General features: G+C 35.0%; 16 protein-coding genes, 7 tRNA genes and 1 other RNA gene. 21 read left to right on the forward strand and 3 right to left on the reverse strand.

What is annotated here, in order from left to right:
- Nucleotides 1-217 precede the first annotated feature (217 nt).
- The 6 genes from SB679_RS13655 to SB679_RS13680 all read left to right on the forward strand — a co-directional run bounded on the left by SB679_RS13655 (nucleotide 218) and on the right by SB679_RS13680 (nucleotide 9,047).
- Nucleotides 218-1,270, forward strand: coding sequence for a SagB/ThcOx family dehydrogenase (locus SB679_RS13655; RefSeq protein WP_410702863.1), 1,053 nt, complete (start codon nucleotides 218-220; stop codon nucleotides 1,268-1,270).
- A 47-nt stretch (nucleotides 1,271-1,317) separates the two neighbouring features.
- Nucleotides 1,318-2,988 carry an ABC transporter ATP-binding protein gene (locus SB679_RS13660; protein WP_410702864.1) on the forward strand — a complete coding sequence of 557 codons (1,671 nt, stop codon included), beginning with the start codon at nucleotides 1,318-1,320 and terminating at the stop codon, nucleotides 2,986-2,988.
- Between the two features lie 158 nt (nucleotides 2,989-3,146).
- Entirely contained in the window at nucleotides 3,147-3,986 is an 840-nt protein-coding gene (locus tag SB679_RS13665; protein ID WP_410702865.1) for a retropepsin-like aspartic protease, read from the forward strand.
- A 168-nt stretch (nucleotides 3,987-4,154) separates the two neighbouring features.
- Nucleotides 4,155-7,142, forward strand: coding sequence for a lantibiotic dehydratase (locus SB679_RS13670; RefSeq protein WP_410702866.1), 2,988 nt, complete (start codon nucleotides 4,155-4,157; stop codon nucleotides 7,140-7,142).
- A 36-nt stretch (nucleotides 7,143-7,178) separates the two neighbouring features.
- Entirely contained in the window at nucleotides 7,179-8,312 is a 1,134-nt protein-coding gene (locus tag SB679_RS13675) for a sensor histidine kinase (RefSeq protein WP_410702867.1), read from the forward strand.
- Nucleotides 8,313-9,047, forward strand: a complete 735-nt coding sequence (locus SB679_RS13680; protein WP_410702868.1) for a LytR/AlgR family response regulator transcription factor — start codon at nucleotides 8,313-8,315, stop codon at nucleotides 9,045-9,047.
- On the opposite strand, the gene SB679_RS13685 is transcribed toward SB679_RS13680, so the two are convergent.
- Nucleotides 9,028-9,315: a hypothetical protein gene (locus SB679_RS13685; RefSeq protein WP_410702869.1), complete on the reverse strand. Its 288-nt coding sequence runs from the start codon at nucleotides 9,313-9,315 to the stop codon at nucleotides 9,028-9,030. The two genes, SB679_RS13680 and SB679_RS13685, sit on opposite strands and share 20 nt — an antisense overlap.
- 98 nt (nucleotides 9,316-9,413) lie before the next feature.
- Nucleotides 9,414-9,551, reverse strand: a complete 138-nt coding sequence (locus SB679_RS13690) for a hypothetical protein (RefSeq protein WP_410702870.1) — start codon at nucleotides 9,549-9,551, stop codon at nucleotides 9,414-9,416.
- Nucleotides 9,552-9,781: 230 nt separating this feature from the next.
- On the opposite strand from SB679_RS13690, the gene SB679_RS13695 reads away from it, so the two are divergent.
- The 4 genes from SB679_RS13695 (at nucleotide 9,782) to SB679_RS13710 (ending at nucleotide 12,890) form a co-directional block, all read left to right on the forward strand.
- Nucleotides 9,782-11,947, forward strand: coding sequence for a zincin-like metallopeptidase toxin domain-containing protein (locus SB679_RS13695; protein WP_410702871.1), 2,166 nt, complete (start codon nucleotides 9,782-9,784; stop codon nucleotides 11,945-11,947).
- Between the two features lie 5 nt (nucleotides 11,948-11,952).
- Complete coding sequence (locus SB679_RS13700; protein ID WP_066754142.1) at nucleotides 11,953-12,297, forward strand: hypothetical protein; 345 nt, start codon at nucleotides 11,953-11,955, stop codon at nucleotides 12,295-12,297.
- A 2-nt stretch (nucleotides 12,298-12,299) separates the two neighbouring features.
- Complete coding sequence (locus SB679_RS13705) at nucleotides 12,300-12,467, forward strand: hypothetical protein (protein WP_410702872.1); 168 nt, start codon at nucleotides 12,300-12,302, stop codon at nucleotides 12,465-12,467.
- Between the two features lie 135 nt (nucleotides 12,468-12,602).
- Nucleotides 12,603-12,890, forward strand: a complete 288-nt coding sequence (locus tag SB679_RS13710; protein WP_410702873.1) for a hypothetical protein — start codon at nucleotides 12,603-12,605, stop codon at nucleotides 12,888-12,890.
- A 236-nt stretch (nucleotides 12,891-13,126) separates the two neighbouring features.
- Here SB679_RS13710 and ssrA read toward each other — a convergent pair.
- Nucleotides 13,127-13,525, reverse strand: a transfer-messenger RNA (tmRNA) gene (gene ssrA, locus SB679_RS13715).
- 278 nt (nucleotides 13,526-13,803) lie between these two features.
- Here ssrA and rpsU point away from each other — a divergent pair.
- From rpsU to SB679_RS13770, 11 genes are all read left to right on the forward strand, one after another.
- Nucleotides 13,804-14,001, forward strand: a complete 198-nt coding sequence (rpsU, locus tag SB679_RS13720; protein ID WP_034702010.1) for a 30S ribosomal protein S21 — start codon at nucleotides 13,804-13,806, stop codon at nucleotides 13,999-14,001.
- Nucleotides 14,002-14,081: 80 nt separating this feature from the next.
- Nucleotides 14,082-14,969, forward strand: a complete 888-nt coding sequence (locus tag SB679_RS13725) for a tyrosine-type recombinase/integrase (protein WP_410702874.1) — start codon at nucleotides 14,082-14,084, stop codon at nucleotides 14,967-14,969.
- The gene (locus SB679_RS13730; RefSeq protein ID WP_034710340.1) at nucleotides 14,966-15,256 is read left to right on the forward strand and encodes an HPF/RaiA family ribosome-associated protein; all 291 of its coding nucleotides are present in this window, start codon (nucleotides 14,966-14,968) and stop codon (nucleotides 15,254-15,256) included. Before SB679_RS13725 ends, SB679_RS13730 begins: the two co-directional genes overlap by 4 nt.
- A 108-nt stretch (nucleotides 15,257-15,364) precedes the next feature.
- Nucleotides 15,365-15,438 (forward strand) — tRNA-Thr (locus SB679_RS13735).
- 18 nt (nucleotides 15,439-15,456) lie between these two features.
- A tRNA-Tyr gene (locus tag SB679_RS13740) sits at nucleotides 15,457-15,537 on the forward strand.
- Between the two features lie 86 nt (nucleotides 15,538-15,623).
- A tRNA-Gly gene (locus tag SB679_RS13745) sits at nucleotides 15,624-15,696 on the forward strand.
- 93 nt (nucleotides 15,697-15,789) lie between these two features.
- Nucleotides 15,790-15,863, forward strand: a tRNA-Thr gene (locus SB679_RS13750).
- Between the two features lie 20 nt (nucleotides 15,864-15,883).
- Nucleotides 15,884-15,964: transfer RNA gene (locus SB679_RS13755), tRNA-Tyr, on the forward strand.
- 87 nt (nucleotides 15,965-16,051) lie between these two features.
- Nucleotides 16,052-16,124 (forward strand) — tRNA-Gly (locus tag SB679_RS13760).
- Between the two features lie 41 nt (nucleotides 16,125-16,165).
- Nucleotides 16,166-16,240, forward strand: a tRNA-Thr gene (locus SB679_RS13765).
- Between the two features lie 301 nt (nucleotides 16,241-16,541).
- On the forward strand, nucleotides 16,542-17,222 hold the full coding sequence (locus SB679_RS13770; RefSeq protein WP_034710341.1) for a response regulator transcription factor: 681 nt from the start codon (nucleotides 16,542-16,544) through the stop codon (nucleotides 17,220-17,222).

Raw genomic sequence — 17,222 nt, forward strand, 5'->3', positions numbered from 1 at the left:
GCAGCCAACTACGTCAACCTCCGCTTTATAATTAATAACCTTAAAATTAAACACCATGACTCAAATTGAAAAACCAACTGACGTCGATTTCTTCGATATCAATGTGTACTGCCCACAGAGGTAATTACCCCCTTACAAACTAACCTTATAAATAGTAGTGATCATTGATCCACCCGATCACTACTATTTTTCTTCAACAACTAAAAAAATTAACACTATGAATATTTCACACAATTTCTTTTTATATTTCAAAAACAACGAACCTGTCTTATTTAACTACAAAGAAAAAAAGGAGTACAGCGTAAGAAAAGAATACCTGAAAACCCTTATTGATCATTCTAATACAGGTGAAGAACAAACAAATGAAGATATTATTGTCAGAGATTTTATCAATGCTGACATCCTTACCGATAAGAATAATTTAGAAACACCCTATTTAAATTATTACGCCCACATTTTCCATAATATTACCAAAGATACCTCGGTTACCATGTCAGATTCTACAGAAGAAGAATGGGCAGGCCAATATTTGGAGGTATGCAAAAGAGTAAAACAGGAACCACTTCCAAGAAGAGGAAAAGTAGAAGATTTTGAAGTAGTGATCAAACTACCCGCACCGGATGAAATCAATCTCAATTTAGTAGATACCCTTAAAAAAAGAAAAACCGTAAGAGAGTTTGAAGAAACAGAAGTTGATATCAGACAGCTGAGCAACCTGTTGTTTTATACTTTCGGATATATACATGGAGAAGAAGAAGAATATGGAGAGTTCAGAAGAAGAAGCAGCCCTTCAGGCGGATGTCTTCAAATCATAGAACCTTATATCACAGTATTCAATGTAGAAGGCGTGGAAAAAGGAGTATACTGGTACGAGCCGGAAACGCATTCCTTATGTAAAGTAACCGATGAATTTTCCTACCAGGATTTAAGAGACTGTTTAGCAGGACAGTTCTTCGGAAACAAATGTTCATTCGGAGTCTTTTTTGCCGCCAATCTTGAAGTACTGGCCTGGAAATACAAAACCCCAAGAAATTATAAAGTGGTGTACCTGGAAGCAGGACATTTCTCTCAGACTTCCCAGCTTATTGCCGTTACGCAGTCACTTAATACCTGGATCACAGGAGCGTTTACAGAATCAGCTATCGAAAAACTATGTCAGATGGACGGCATTAAGAAGATCCCTGTCTTTTTTACCGCATACGGAAAAGGAGAATTATTATCCATGCATTCCATCATGAGAAAAAAACTAGATGAATATAGCGCCAATTAAAATACAGATCTGCTATGTGAACATGATACTAATCAAATTTAATTGATATGAATTCACAAAAAGAACTATTAAAAAGATTTTCAACCTATATCTATCCGTACATCAAAGAAGAGATCATTCTTTTTGTCCTTATGATTCTCTCCAGTGCCGGATCTTTGGTCACCCCCTATATGCTTAAAGTCATTATAGATGATGTGTTTCCCAAAGGAAACTTTCACGATCTTGCGATGCTGCTCGGGATTCTGGTTGTGATCTACGTACTGCAGATTGTTTTTTCCATGATCTCAGATGTAATGTCTACGACGGTCAGCAAAAAAATATCCTCAGATATCCGGGAAGAAGCGTTTGTGAATATTTTGAGTAAAGACGTGTCTTTCTTTAAAGATTCTAAAGTAGGAGAGCTGGTTTTCACGTTAATGAATGACGTAGATAATATCCAGCAAACCATTTCTTCACTGCTGATACGATCGATAAAAAATATCATTGTTCTGATCGGAGTAGTCGTCATGCTTTTTATCCTCGACTACCGGCTTGCCCTTATGAGTCTTCTTTTTCTTCCGGCCATCATATTTGTGCTCAGAAAATTTACCCCATACATCAAAAAGAATTTTTTGGGAATCCAGCAGATGGAAGGCGGACTGAATAATTACTTAGTAGAGAGAATAAAGAACATACGGGTGATTAAAAGCTATGGAACCATCCGGCATGAAAACCGGAATATTAAAAAACAGCACGATGATCTCGTTGCCAAACATTCAAGAGGAACATTGGTATCCGGATTAAACACCAGTATATCATCACTGCTCATGTCGTTGGCTCCCATTTTAGTATTATCATATGGAGGGTATCAGGTCTTTCAGCATACCATGAGTGTAGGCGTATTAATCGCTTTTATACAATATTTAAACAGATTATTCGGACCTACCATCGAAATTGTAAGTACCCACAGCCAGTTTTCAAAATCTCTGGTTTCGATGAAAAGAGTGGCGGAATATTTTAACGGTAAAAATCCTTATGTAGATCATCAAAATGACGGAATACGAACTCCTGTAGGAGAGATTACTTTTCAGAATGTTCATTTACATCATGGTGAACATCCTATTTTAAAAGAAATAAACTTAACTTTCAGGCAGGGGAAAACGTACGTGCTGAGCGGGAAAAGCGGAAGTGGAAAATCTTCCATCATCAATCTGCTCTGTGGTTTTACAGATCCGGTAGAAGGCCAGATTCTGATCAATACTCAAAGTATAATCGACAGTACCTACTGGAAAAATGAATACTGTCTCATAGAAAAAGAAAATCAGCTCTTTCATGATACCCTGAAAAACAATATCCGGTACGGAACTCAGGAAAGCAAATTTGAAATTGACGAAATTCTAAGATATGTCCAGCTGGAAGATGCCGTAAAAAAACTGGAAAGCGGAATGGAAACTACCATATCCTTCAGTGGCGGAACATTGTCGGACGGGCAAAAGCAGCGGGTATCCATTGCAAGAGCCATCAACAGATCGCCGTCCGTATTTATATTTGATGAATCCACCGCGTCCCTGGATGCCAAGCTGGAGAACGAAATCATTAAAAATATCCGTGGCCTGTTTCCCGAATCCATTATTATCATAGTCTCGCACCGACTGGAAACATTCGATCTTGCAGATTATATATTCAAATTGGAAAAAGGTAATGTAGTACAACATACCATGCTTGCGAAAGCAATATAAACTCAGTTAAGAAAATTAATAGAATGGGGCTGGAAGTTGGAAGCGAGAGGTTACAAGTTATACTTTCTGTGTCAATTACTTCCCTTTTCCAGCTTCAAACTTCCTTACATTGTTAAAATTTATCCTGAACTTAGATTAATTATTTAAATTACAGCATCATGACGAAGACATTATTAGCATTTCTAATGCTCATTTCAGTACAGGTTTTTTCACAAAAAATACCCTTTAAGTTATTGCCTTCAGGACACATCGTTGTACAGGCGAAAATAGAAGGAGTAGAAGGAAACTTTATTTTTGATACAGGAGCAGGAATCAATCTCTTTTTTAATGATTTTGCTGAAAAGCTGCCCAATAAACCATCCTCGTATAACTTTTTTACAGGATTCCGGGCAACAGGAGAACGTTTAGACATCCCTATGTTTAAAAATAAAGAAGTGCTTTTTGCAGGGAAAAAGTTTACAGATATCCCTTTCTCTACTGCTGAAATGAAAATACCGGGCATTGATGGTCTTATCTCACTTAAAATGTTCGAAAATACAGATATTGTCATAGATTATGGAAAACAGGAAATAAGTTTTGCCGATGCAGCTCCTGCATCCTATTCAAAATCAATTGACATTTTCCTTTCTACTCAGGCAGATGATACCGTTGATATCTTTACCTACGCAGTACTGAATGATAAGTACAAGATCAAAGTGATGCTGGACTCCGGAGCAGGAAGCAATTCTTTCTGGCTGAGTGATAAGCTGATCAAAACGCTTGGTGTGGATATCAGCAGCATGAAGGTCTTCGAGAAAGAAAGTGAATTTAATAAAGCAGTAAAAACGAAAATATATCAAGGAAATATTGGATCTATTTCCAACCCTTACGCTCGTGTGGACAAGCCGGCTGTAACATTTGTTGAAAACCTCATTTATGAAGGAAAAACAGGGATTAACTGGCTCGGAAACAAGATCGTAATAAGCATTAAAGACAGGAAGATATATATTATCGGATAAAATTATGTAACAGTGGTTTTATTCGTAAAAATGGATCAAAATATACGATTCAGGTCTTTAATCAATTCAAATAGTGTGAAACTTTTTAGTTGCAGTTAGGTAATTATATGATATTTTTGCTGAAACTCTAAATTCTTAACAGAAGATAGATCATTTCACAATGATACCATGAAAAAATATGATGCCTACAACAAATATGTCATAAGGAAGCCATTGTTTTCTTATGACATATTGTTTAATGCCGATAAACAAACAAAAAACATAGAAGAGACCGTTAATGAGCTCATACACAATGATGATTTCATAACATCAGTCTATTGGAGCTCGCCGGACGTATACCAAACCATCATCAGCTATAAGGAAAACAGGTTGAAAGCCGATAAAATTCCTAAACTTATCCATACCCTGAAAAAATATGCCATCCGTGCCAGTACTAGATGTACACCGTACGGGACTATGGCTGGTGTAGCCATCCAGGACCTGAACAATCCGGTAAACAAAAACTCAGTCAGCCGTAAAGCCAGAATTGATATGGAATTCCTGGCAGCCATAAAATCCCATATTGAAAACAATCGCTACATCAGGTATAATCTGAAATATAAAGCCAATAATACTATTGCGGCAATACCGGGACAATTCCGATATGCAGAACCCATAGAAAAAAGGGAGAAGTGGACAGACCAGATTTCCTCACTCGAGAGAAACGAATACCTTGATACGTTGTCTGAAATTTCCGAACCGTTGAGGTATGAAGACATCAAAAGACTCTTTTCATCCGATTTTGAAGAAGATGAAATATCCGATTTTCTTGAAGAACTGATCAGCATGAAATTTTTGGTAAGTGAACTGCAGCTTGCTCTTACCTCAGATAATACCGGGAAGATCATAAACGTTTTACAGCGTTTACAACAGGAAGGTATTGATGAGGTTGACCAGTATCTTGATATTTTCCATGCAGTAGATCATTGTATTGCGATCATTGAAGACTCTCCGGTCGGTTACCTTCCACTGGACGAAATAGAAAAAATTAAAAACCTGGCAGGAGAGATTGGTATTCATAAAAAGCATGTCTTCCATGTTGATCTGAAACAAGATTCAGAAAGTTCTTTCACCTTGTCAGATAAAACCCTTCGGAATATCAATACTTCGTTGTCCCTGTTGCACAAGTTTGGTACAACAAATCCGGTACAGAAAGATCTGGATCATTTTAAAAAAACCTTTACTTTAAAATACGAATCCCGGGAAGTTCCGTTGACGCAGGTATTAGATTCCGAGTATGGAATAGGCTTTCCTGCGGACCCGCAAATAGGAAATCTTCAGACCAGCGTTCTTTTGGAAGGAATTGCAACAGGGAAGGATAAAGAAAATAAACCAGCTGAAACATTTCACTCCAATATCCTTTTAGATCTCATTGAAAAGAATCCGGAAGAAACTCTTTATCTGGAAAAACAAAACCTGGGAGAACTGAATGATGAACCCATTATGTCACAAAATTTTTGCGTGGTAGGATCCCCGTTTGGAGGAGATTACTTTCATCTTCAAAATGTGGGTGCCTCAGGAGCGAATAGTATTTTGGGAAGATTCGGAGTACTGGATGAAGAAATTGAAACATTAGGCAGAGAAATACATCGGAAGGAAGAAGAACTCAGTTCAGACCTTATTTTTGCAGATCTTATCTATATCCCAGAGAAAAGAACAGGTAATATAGCCAGGCGTCCTGTGCTTTCAGGCTATGAGATTCCTATTTTTGCAGACAGTGGCTGTACGATAGACAATCAGATTCTATTAAAAGATATGATGGTTTCCGTAGACAGAGGAGAGATTATGCTGCGGTCAAAAAAACTGAACAAGAGGATTATTCCAAGGCTTTCCAATGCCCATAATTTCTATAAAAGCGAAAATGCGGCCTATCGTTTTTTGTGCTCAGTGCAAAGTCAGAACCAGAAAAATATCAATTTGAATATAGAATATTCGAAGCTAAGAAAAAGATTCTTCCCGAGAATAGCCTATAAAAATATTATCCTTCACAGGGCCTGTTGGATACTTCATGAAGATGATCTTCAGAGCATAAAAAAAGCTGCCTCACCTATCATGGCTCTTAGAGAATTTTTCCGGCAATGGAAAGTGACTCAATATGTGGTATTGGTTCAGGGAGACAATGAATTATTTTTAGATACGACCCATGAAAGCTACATGCAGTTGCTGCTGGAAGAATTAAAAAGCAGTACGATGATCCAACTCGCTGAATGGCTCCAACACGCTGATGATGGAAATTACAGTCAGCAGATCGTTCTCCCTCTTGAAAATAAACGTTTTAACAATGAAACGAAAACTGCTCAACATACTTCATCTTCATTACAAAGAAGTTTTGCACCCGGAAGCGAATGGCTGTATCTTAAATTGTATTGCAGTTCGAGTATTTCCGATGCTTTATTACGGGATGCCATAAAACCTGTTCTGGATCAGCTGGTAGAAGATAAAATAGTACAATCATCATTTTTTATACGGTACACGGATCCCCATCATCACTTACGAATCAGATTACGATTAAAAAATAAACAGCAGTATTCTGAAGCTATCCGGCAATTGCATGAAACGTTAGATCCTTATTTTCAGGAAGAAAGCATATGGAATATCCAGGCAGATTCTTACCATCGGGAGATTGAGAGGTATGGTGCAGACTATATCCAAGCAACAGAAGCGATGTTTGGATACGACAGCCAATTGATTTTAACCCTGTTGGAAGATGAAAATTTTGCAGCAAGTGAAGAAATAAGATTGTTTTCTGCCGTTAAAAATATAGACTGGTGGCTTTCCTTATTCCATTTCTCATTACCTCAAAAGCTGGAATTCTGCGAATCCGTAGAAAATGTCTTCCTGAAAGAATTCAATCCCGAATTAAAAGCTCATATCACCTCAAAATACAGGATTTTGAAAGATGATCTCCATTCTTTTGTCAAAAGTTCTGATTTTGAAAAAGAATGGAGTGAAAGAGATAAAAATATAAGTCAGTTGACATTGGATAAAAATAACCTTTCCAGTTATATTCATATGAGTCTCAACAGGTGGTTTCCCTCAGAACAGCGGGCATTAGAATTGATGACGTATTCATTCGCTGTAAAATATTATAATAGAATTTTAAATCAATCCAGGTAATTTATGTATCAGCCAAGTAACACGATAACTCCGTTTTTGGAGAAAATTTCAAAAGTAAACTTCGACAAATATTATACTCCCGGCATTAAAATACTCTGTCATGCATTCATGTGGATCTTCTTTTCCTCATTGCTTTTTCTGAACTATTGGGTAGAATTGAAACTGTCTTTTGATTCCAGTTTCTTGCTTACGGCTAGGGGAACAGTGAATAATATGGTGGTCTTTTACATATTTTTTTATGTAATTGTTCCGAAAATTTTCAAAAGTAATGTACTGGGAGTTTTCCTAGTATTGATCTGCCTTCCCATCTGTATTTATATCTGGCTTTCCGTTAATTATCTGCAGTTTATCGGGATGAATTATTTTGGGATAGAAATTAATAGTGGTCCGTTGCAGAATATTGTGAGCCGAAACGCAAAACAAACCGTTGCAGAAGCGTTGTCTTTTAAGAATGTTTTTGGAAATGCGATGCTTGTAATTTATTCATTCTCACCTCCTTTCTTTGTGAAGATGCTTTTTGATATTACCAGGTTATTCAACAGGACTATTTATTTTCAGAAGCAGACCTCAGAACTGGAACTCCAAAACCTGAATATTGAAAAAGATTTTCTGAAAGCCCAGCTGAATCCCCATTTCCTTTTTAATACCTTAAATAATTTGTATGGATTGGTTGTGAAAAAAGATCCGTCTGCTCCTGAAGCGATTATCAATATTTCAGATTTAATGGCCTATACCTTATATGAATCCAATACCGAGCAGGTACCTCTGGAAAAAGAACTGGATTTTATCCGAAATTATTTTGCATTGGAAAAGATGAGGTATTCTGCTGATAAAGAAATTGAACTGAATATTTCTGCTCCGGAAGATCTTCACCAGGTAATGATTGCTCCTTTGTTAACCTTTACGTTTATTGAAAACGGATTTAAATATGGGCTAAAGAGCTCAGACCGCAATTTTTTAATAATAAATATCAATTTTGTTAAAAATATTTTTTACTTTTCCATCGAAAATAATAAAGACACTAATATCCATAAAAACGGCCCCTTCGGAGGCATTGGAGTGAAAAACGTTGAAAAGAGATTAAATCTGCTCTATCCAGCTAATCATAGCCTGAAAATAGAAGACAGAGAAAATAGTTTTTTCGTTTCGCTCTCAATAAACTTGACCTAGATGAACGAGAAATTAAAATGCATTGTTATTGATGATGAGCCTATTGGCAAAGAACTGATTGTAGATTTTGTAAAAACCATTCCTTTTTTAGACCTGCAGGCTTCTTATGAAGATTCTATGGAAGCACTGGCTTATCTTCAATCCAATGAAGTAGATATCATTTTTAGTGATATCCAGATGCCTAAAATTAATGGAATTGAACTCATTCGCTCACTGTCCAAGCAGCCTTCCATTATATTTATTACCGCCCACAGAGACTTTGCTCTTGAGGGGTTTGAAGACGGGGTAGTAGATTACCTGGTGAAACCTGTAGCATACAACCGCTTTTTAAAAGCTGTCAACAGAGCCAAAGAACGCATACAAAGTGCTGCGGTCTCTTTTAAAACAGAAACTCCAAAGCCTGAGGAAAGCAGTAAAGCATCTGTAGACCGTATTTTTATTAAAGTAAATGGCAAACTGGTAAAAGTCATTCTGTCTGACATCCTTTATGTGGAGGCATTAGGTGACTATCTTAAAATCGTTACCGATACAGAATCATTTACTACACTGGCCACTTTGAAATCCATGGAAGACCTTTTGGTACCCCCAATGTTTTTTAGAGTGCAGCGTTCTTTTATTGTAAAGCTTACCTCTATAAAATCTGTTTCTGGAAACGTCATTGAGCTGAATAACGGAAAAGCAATTACTATCGCTTCATCAAAAAAAGATGAAATGTTTAATTTACTCGGAATATAGCTTCTGCTTTTGCATCCATAATTCTGCTGATTTCATCAACAAACTGACTGTAGATAATATGTTTGGTTAAAGTGCCTACACAAGGCAAATGTTCCTTTTCAAATAATTTATTGATGACATCCTTGGAAAGCAGGGATGAAATAACGATGATGATAGAACCAAACCCTACTATTTCTTTAACGTAAGAAGATTCTATATTTCGGGTATCTACATCCCAAAAGATGATCTGCTGGTCCGCTCCGTTCTCTGTATTTTCATGCAGTAACACTAAAAAAGGAGTTTGGATGATAAACTCCTTAAATTTAGTGTAAAGGAGTGGATTACTTGATATTATTTTACAGTTTACCCACATAAGCAAATATGAATTTAAAAAAATGATGAACTTATTGATATCGATGTAGGATTGGTTTCAAAACCTCCATCTTTAGATTTTAAAGAATAATTTTTGATAACTTTTTTTCTGATTACTAATTTCTTGTCTTGTGATTGAGTAGAGTTTTTCATGGTGTTTTAATTTATATGTCAAATTTGCAGCATATAACATTTTAAAACAATTTGCTTCGGTAGAATGAGTGATTTATCCGGTGAAATATGAATTAATACCGATGAATGGTTTTGAGGTTACTTCCTGAACATTTACATACTTGTAAGAGAATAATCTATGCATCATAATTTTATACGACGAGTTTTGGCGTTACCCGTGTCTACATTTGGCTTATAATAATTCAAATGATATGATACAAAGATTAGAATATGTTTTAAATAGAGACATTGACAGTCCTTTAGGAGAAAACAGTGTATTTTATGAAACCTTTGTTGTTCCTCCAGAGTTAAAAGACAGCTATCCCAAATCTGAAAAATACAGTGTAGTTCATCATCAGGCTGTTTTTTGTAAAAGTGGAATAGAAGTTTTTGATAGATACGAGAAGGACAAAATAGAACCTGATTATTTTACTATTTATTATGAAGAGACTTCCAAAAACACCAGTAACTTTTTTGGTACGGCTTGCAGGGTGAAAATGGGAGATTATGCAAGACAAAGATTAATAAGAGACTACAACAGTAAAGGAAAAACCATTAATTATGATGGTAATACGGTAGATGGGAGTGTGCCGGATTTTGACGGTCTTATAAGATTAATTGCTAAAGATTATGGAATTGATGATACCTTACTTAAAGGTGCTATCTATTTAGAAATACTTGATAAAAGTAAAATCAACGAAGCTTTTAAAAAAGTCTCTTCATTGAACAATCAATTAGCAGACTGGTTAAAAGGTGGTATTGAAGCCACTGAAAAATGGAAATTTACAGAGGAAAATTATGACTATATCAAGTTTTACGTAGAGCCTATGTATAGTAATTTTCAAAATAAAGCTGGTGCAAGTGGCTTTCCCAAACAAGAAGTACAATACAAGCCTATTATTCCTGTTCCGTTCTCTTGCAATGAGTATAAAAACATGTCTGACAATCAACAAGGGATTGCAGAAACAGGATTGAAAAAACTTTCTGAATTTGTTGCATCGTTTGATGAAATTTCCACTGCTGCTGTTTTCAAGATCGTAGCAGCAACACCTACTATTACTGATGATATTTTGTTTGCTGTTACATTTCTTGTAAAAAACTTTATAGAAGATAACATGCCTAACAGCATAAAGAATATTTATAATAAGTTAAAAGCATTATTTAAGGAAGTTCAGAATATCATTTCAGGCATAGGAAGTATAATTAGTGAAAAATTAAACCAAGAAATTGCAAAAATCAATGCTTTTCTCTGTGGAATACTCAATGGACTTATCTCTTTGGTGCAATTGATTATTATGCTATTAGCAATGATAGTGGACAAACTTCCTATTTTTGAATTAGAGAAAATGAGTGCTTTGGAGTTGGCAAAACACCAAGAGAAATTGGAATTTATAGAAGATTTTGTAGATTTATTTGATGAAAATGCAAAAGAATTCCTTAACGGAATTAAAAAACTTTTTACTGATGATAAAATATGGAAAGACATTTCTACTTTTATATCTGGCTTGAGTAAAAAAATTTCTAATTACAATGAGTATTTCTGGGCTTACTTCATAGGGGGAGTTGCCTTTGAATTGATTTTAGATGCTGTTATTGCCTACTTTACGGCTGGAAGTTCATTAGTTGTCGAAGCATCTGCAAAAATCAGTAGATTGACAGCTAAAGCAGAACAAGCAGGAACTAAAGCACTGAATTTTTCTAAAAATTTAGGAAAGAAAATTGTAAACACAACACAAGACCTTTATAAGTGGCTTGAAAAAGAGTTTCTTGAAATGATAGAAGCTATAAAGAATGGGAAAGTTGCAGAATGGCTTAAAAAGAAAATTGATGCTATATTTGGAAGTGGAAATAGAATTCAAGATGAAATAGTTGACGATATTGAGGAGCTTTTCAGAAAAATTAATGATGGTTTTGGATTCGATGGGGGAAGGTTGCTAACTATAAAAGAGCTTAAAAAACTTCGAAAATTGCTAAAGGAACTTTATGATGTAGATTTGAAAATAGTAGATAAGGACTTTGGAATGAAGCAAAAGCTTAAAGACTGGAATGCAAGAGGTGTAGTAGGTTCTTTCAATTCAAGACTTAAAACCATGTTTGTACGTTCAGAAGTTTCAGAGTTAACCGTTTTTCATGAAATGGTTCATATGAAAACTTGGAAAAGATTGTCATCTGAAGAGTATGCAAAATTACCCCTTTGGGAGGATGAAACAATAGTTTGGGATGCTATCTGGAAAACAAAAGAAAAATGGACAAAAATTGAACTTGTAGATTCTTATGAATATATGAATAAGTTCAGGGAAGAATCTGGAATAAGCAAAATTTTCATTGATGAAATGGAAGAATTAGTAAAATTAAGAAAATTAGGAATATTAAAATAACAATTATGAAAAATACTGAGAAACAAATACTTGAACTATCTAAAAAAATTCTAAATAATTCTGGGTTCGGTTATGATGACGAGAATCAAATAAAGTGTACAGAATTAAATGAAGATTCTTTTTTTGGTTACAGCAAAAAAGAAAATCAAAACATTTGGCAGATTTCTTTTTTATGGGGAGAAGAAGATTTTGGTAAAAGCAGAGGCGCTTTCCTATATATTGATGATGATAAAAAATTACCTCTTTTATTGGTTCATTCACTCGGTCAATCTAAAATTAAATATTCTTTATCAAATGATGGAAAAACAATTGTTAGTAGTACTAATGTAAAGTTTACTATTGAAGAGTAAAAATGAAACACACAGAAAAACAAATACTAGAAAAAACAAATTTCAGATATGATACTAAAGAAAAAATGATTATCCGTGAAAATGAGTATTTCTACTTGGATGGAGAAGAAATTAACTCTTGGAATGTATCAGTATTTTTTGGAGAAGAAGATTGGGGTAAAACAAATTAGCAGGACTTGTAATAAATGATGAAAACGGTCACCCTATTTACTTGCAACACAGTTTTAATAGTTTCATTTATTATAAGATTCATGATAATGGAGAAATCTCAACAGAAGTAAGGCAAGGTAGTAAATAAAATAATTATGATTACAAAAGAAGAAGCTTATAATAAAATTAAAAGCTATTTAGATAAAAATATTAATTATTCAAGTATTGATAGCATTGATAAAATTGCACTTACTTCAAAAGAAGAGATGACTTATCCGATTTCTTATGGAAAATATAAAGGAGAGAATATAGATTATTATGCAATTTCTTATGGAGAAATTTGGGGAATTGAAGAAAGAAGTATGGGAATTTTAATTCATGCAAAAACAGGAGAACTTTTATATATTACAACACCTCATGGGTATTTAGATATTGAAGAATAATTAAAATAAAGCAAAACTTCCTTTTTTGAGGGAAGTTTTTGCCATAATACAATATGTGTTTATCCTTGGTTCTGGATTTACGTATAAATTTCTAACTACCTTTCAAAGTATTTGCAGTAGACCTTTTCAAAACAATCATCAATTAAGATAGAGACTTCTAAGGACCCCATATTATACTGATTTGATAAAACAAAAAAGAGAAGATGTAATTATTTACATCTTCTCTTTAGTTTAAAAAGTGGAGTTGGAGGGATTCGAACCCTCGTCCAAACAAGCAACACATAAGATTTCTACATGCTTATTCTACCATTGATTTTCGACTGAAGGCAGAGGGCAGACACCCAACATCCAGCTTATCTTCTAAGGTTTTCGAGTTTCAGCCGAAGCATCTGAAACCTTATTTCTACATTCCTATATCTCAGGATCAAACGCCGTAGAACGGAGCATTTGTGAGATATCTTGCTTCCTTACTATCTTCGGGAAAGCGCTTGAATCTTACTTTATTCGGATTAAGCTGCAAGAGCGAACTCTTCGTTGCCAGTTAAAGTTGTGTAGCAAGGGATTAAAGAGATCGCGCTACGGTTCTCTGCATGCTTACTTACCCATTGATCTTGCTGTCGAAACCAGTCAACCCCATGAATTAAGTGATTGCAAATATAAAACTTTTTGTTTACATATAGTTCATAATACGGCATACATTTCAGATAATCCACGATATGTTCATATATATTGCTGTTGTTAACAATATAAGGTATAATAGAGGGTAACTCAAATGTAAGGATATTGGACTTATCCACATTCTTGTGCTTAATTGTGGATAACTTCTACTGTATTTTTTTGAAAGAAAATAGAGTTAAATTTTGCAGTTTAATAAAAAATGTCTAGTTTTGCAATCCAAAATGAGATGTAAAATATGTTAATAATTCCAGTAAAAGATGGTGAATCCATCGACAGAGCTTTAAAAAAATATAAAAGAAAATTTGATAAAACAGGTACAGTTCGTCAATTAAGATCTAGACAAGCGTTTATCAAGCCTTCTGTAACTTTAAGACAAGCTAGGTTGAAAGCTGCTTACAAGCAAAGAGGACTTAGCAAGGAAGAGCAGGCTTAAGAAATTTTTCTTAAACACATATTAAATTCACTTCTTAAATACTATATTTGAGGAGTGAATTTTTTATTTGCGCCCCAACCATGTTAGAAAAATTTTTAGACTATCTACAATTCGAAAAGAGGTATTCGCCTCATACCATTGCAAGCTACAAAAAAGATCTTGAAGATTTCCTTCATTTCTATCTCAAAACAGAATCATCCGACGATATTTCCAAAGCGGATAAAAAAGTAATCAGAAATTTTATCGTTGATCTCAGTGAAAATAATATTGCAAAGAGAAGCATCAACCGGAAATTGTCTTCACTCCGAAGTTTTTATTTATTTCTTTTAAAAATTGGTGAAATTAAAGTTTCTCCTACTGAAACGATCCCTTCCCTGAAATTTTATGCTGAAAAGCAGACTCCTATGTCCAAAGAAGAAATGCAGGCTCTTAATGACCGTCTTTTGGAAGAAGAGCCGGATCTGCTGGAAAAGTGTATTATTGAAGTATTATATCAGACAGGAATTCGAAAAGCAGAGCTTTGTGGCCTGATGTTTGACAATGTTAAGTTAGACGAAAATGAATTGAAAATTATAGGAAAAGGAAATAAAGAACGCTTTGTTCCTATATCTGAAGATTTAACTCATCTGTTGAGAAGTTACCTGGAAATAAGGAAACCGGAAGACAAACAAGAATCATGTTTTTTTGTCAATCCGAAAGGGAAAAAACTCTCAGGAAAATTTGTTTATGTTGTGGTTAATAAGTACCTTAGTCTTGTAACTACAAAGCAAAAAAAAAGTCCTCATATTCTAAGACATAGCTTTGCTACACACGTTTTAGATAATGGGGCGGAGATCTCCAAAGTAAAAAAAATATTAGGGCATTCCAGTCTTGCAAGTACTCAGGTCTATACGAATGCCAATATTGAACAATTGAAAAAAGTGTTTAATCAGGCTCATCCAAGAGCATCTAAAAAAGAAGAATTATGAAGATCACAGTTCAATCAATTGGTTTAACTCCACACGAACCATTAGAATCACACATTGAAAAAAAAGTTAGTAAACTGGAAACATTTTATGACAAGATTCATGAATGTAAAATTTTCCTAAAAGTAGAAAACACATCGGATAAAGCAAATAAAACTGCAGAGTTGATATTGGCCGTTCCGGGAGACGATATTGTAGTAAAAAAGACTTCTAGCTCTTTTGAAGAAAGTCTGGATCTTTGCGTTGATGCAGCTAAAAAGCTATTAATCAAGAAAAAAGAAATGGCTTAGAAAAAAAAGTTAAAAAAAGTTAGCAAAAAGTTTGAGAATTCAAAAAATCAGTTCTATATTTGCACTCGCAAAAAGGGAACAGTTGATCTTTTGAATTCTTTTTTATTTGCCTCCATAGCTCAGTTGGCCAGAGCACGTGATTTGTAATCTCGGGGTCGTGGGTTCGAATCCCTCTGGAGGCTCATTTAATATAAACTTTTGGGGAGATTCCAGAGTGGCTAAATGGGACTGACTGTAACTCAGTTGCTTCGGCTTCGCAGGTTCGAATCCTGCTCTCCCCACATTTTTATTTAATAAAAAATTTGCAGGTTTAAAAGGATTTTCCTAGCTTTGCAAAGCGTTAACCAATAGTTTTGGAAACAAAATTGCGGAAGTAGCTCAGTTGGTAGAGCGTCAGCCTTCCAAGCTGAATGTCGCGAGTTCGACCCTCGTCTTCCGCTCAATAAAATCACACTTTAACAGGGTGGTTTTTTTTTACAGCTGAATTGCATAGAGTAGCATTCTCTAAAGTGTTCAGTACTTTTTTTAAAATTGCCTCCATAGCTCAGCTGGCCAGAGCACGTGATTTGTAATCTCGGGGTCGTGGGTTCGAATCCCTCTGGAGGCTCAATTTTAATATAAACATTAGGGAAGATTCCAGAGTGGCTAAATGGGACTGACTGTAACTCAGTTGCTTCGGCTTCGCAGGTTCGAATCCTGCTCTTCCCACAGTTTATATTGAAAAAATAATTTGCAGATTAGAAAGAATTTTCTTAAATTTGCAAAGCGTTTACCAATAATTTTGGAAACAAAATTGCGGAAGTAGCTCAGTTGGTAGAGCGTCAGCCTTCCAAGCTGAATGTCGCGAGTTCGACCCTCGTCTTCCGCTCAAAAAAAATCATGCTAGATAGTGTGATTTTTTTGTTTCAGGCCGACTTAGCTCAGCGGTAGAGTGCTTCCTTGGTAAGGAAGAGGTCACGGGTTCAAGTCCCGTAGTTGGCTCCACTTTTAATCCCGATACAATCGGGATTTTTTTTGCCCGAAATTTTAAATCAATATCATTCAATATCCTGAAGTTTTCCGATTAGAGTCTATAATTGAGAAGCCATTAAAGCTATTGTTGACAATAGCTCCAGACATTTATTTAATGTATTTTTAGGTTTCAATATTCTTATCACCTGAAAACAACTTCGGAACACTCTACATTCTATTAAAATTTAATTAAAATACCTCAGAAAGCGAAGTCACTTCCGTCATTGATTCAAAATCATAAAAATTTTCGTTAAATTCGTATAAAATAAATTTGATGAATATTCTTTTATTAGAGGACGACCTTATTCTTTCGGCAGAACTTTGTAAGTTCTTAGAGTCAAATAATTTTACTTGTGATAAAATTTATGATGGGGAGACATTTCTTCGCCAGATTAAAAACAATAGTTATGAACTCTACCTGCTTGATATCAATGTTCCCAAGATCAATGGGCTTGATGTCTGCCAAACCATTCGTTCTTTTGATAAAAGTACACCCATTATCATCATTTCTGCATACGGCGATATTTCCGATAAAAAAGATGCTTTCAACAGGTTGGCGGATGATTATCTGGTAAAACCTTTTCAGTTTGAAGAACTTCTGCTTCGTATCAATTCCTTATTGAGAAGAAAAATGCCTTCAGAGAATACAGATCAGGACATCATCAGAATAGACGATTTGATTATTAATAAAACAGAACAAAAAGTGTATCGCGGCGGGAATGAAATTACCCTGACCTTAAAAGAATTTCAACTGCTGGCCTACCTTGCAGAAGCGCAGGGCAGAACAGTTTCTAAACAGCAGATTACCGAACATGTATGGGAGCATAATTTCAATACAAATACCAATACGGTAGAAGTGTACATTAATTTTCTAAGAAAAAAGATCGATAAAGATTTTAAACTTAAGCTGATTCATACGCGTTCAGGATTCGGATATTATTTAAGCCCATTATAA

The organism is Chryseobacterium sp. SIMBA_029 (assembly GCF_046535275.1).
Classification (GTDB): Bacteria; Bacteroidota; Bacteroidia; order Flavobacteriales; family Weeksellaceae; genus Chryseobacterium.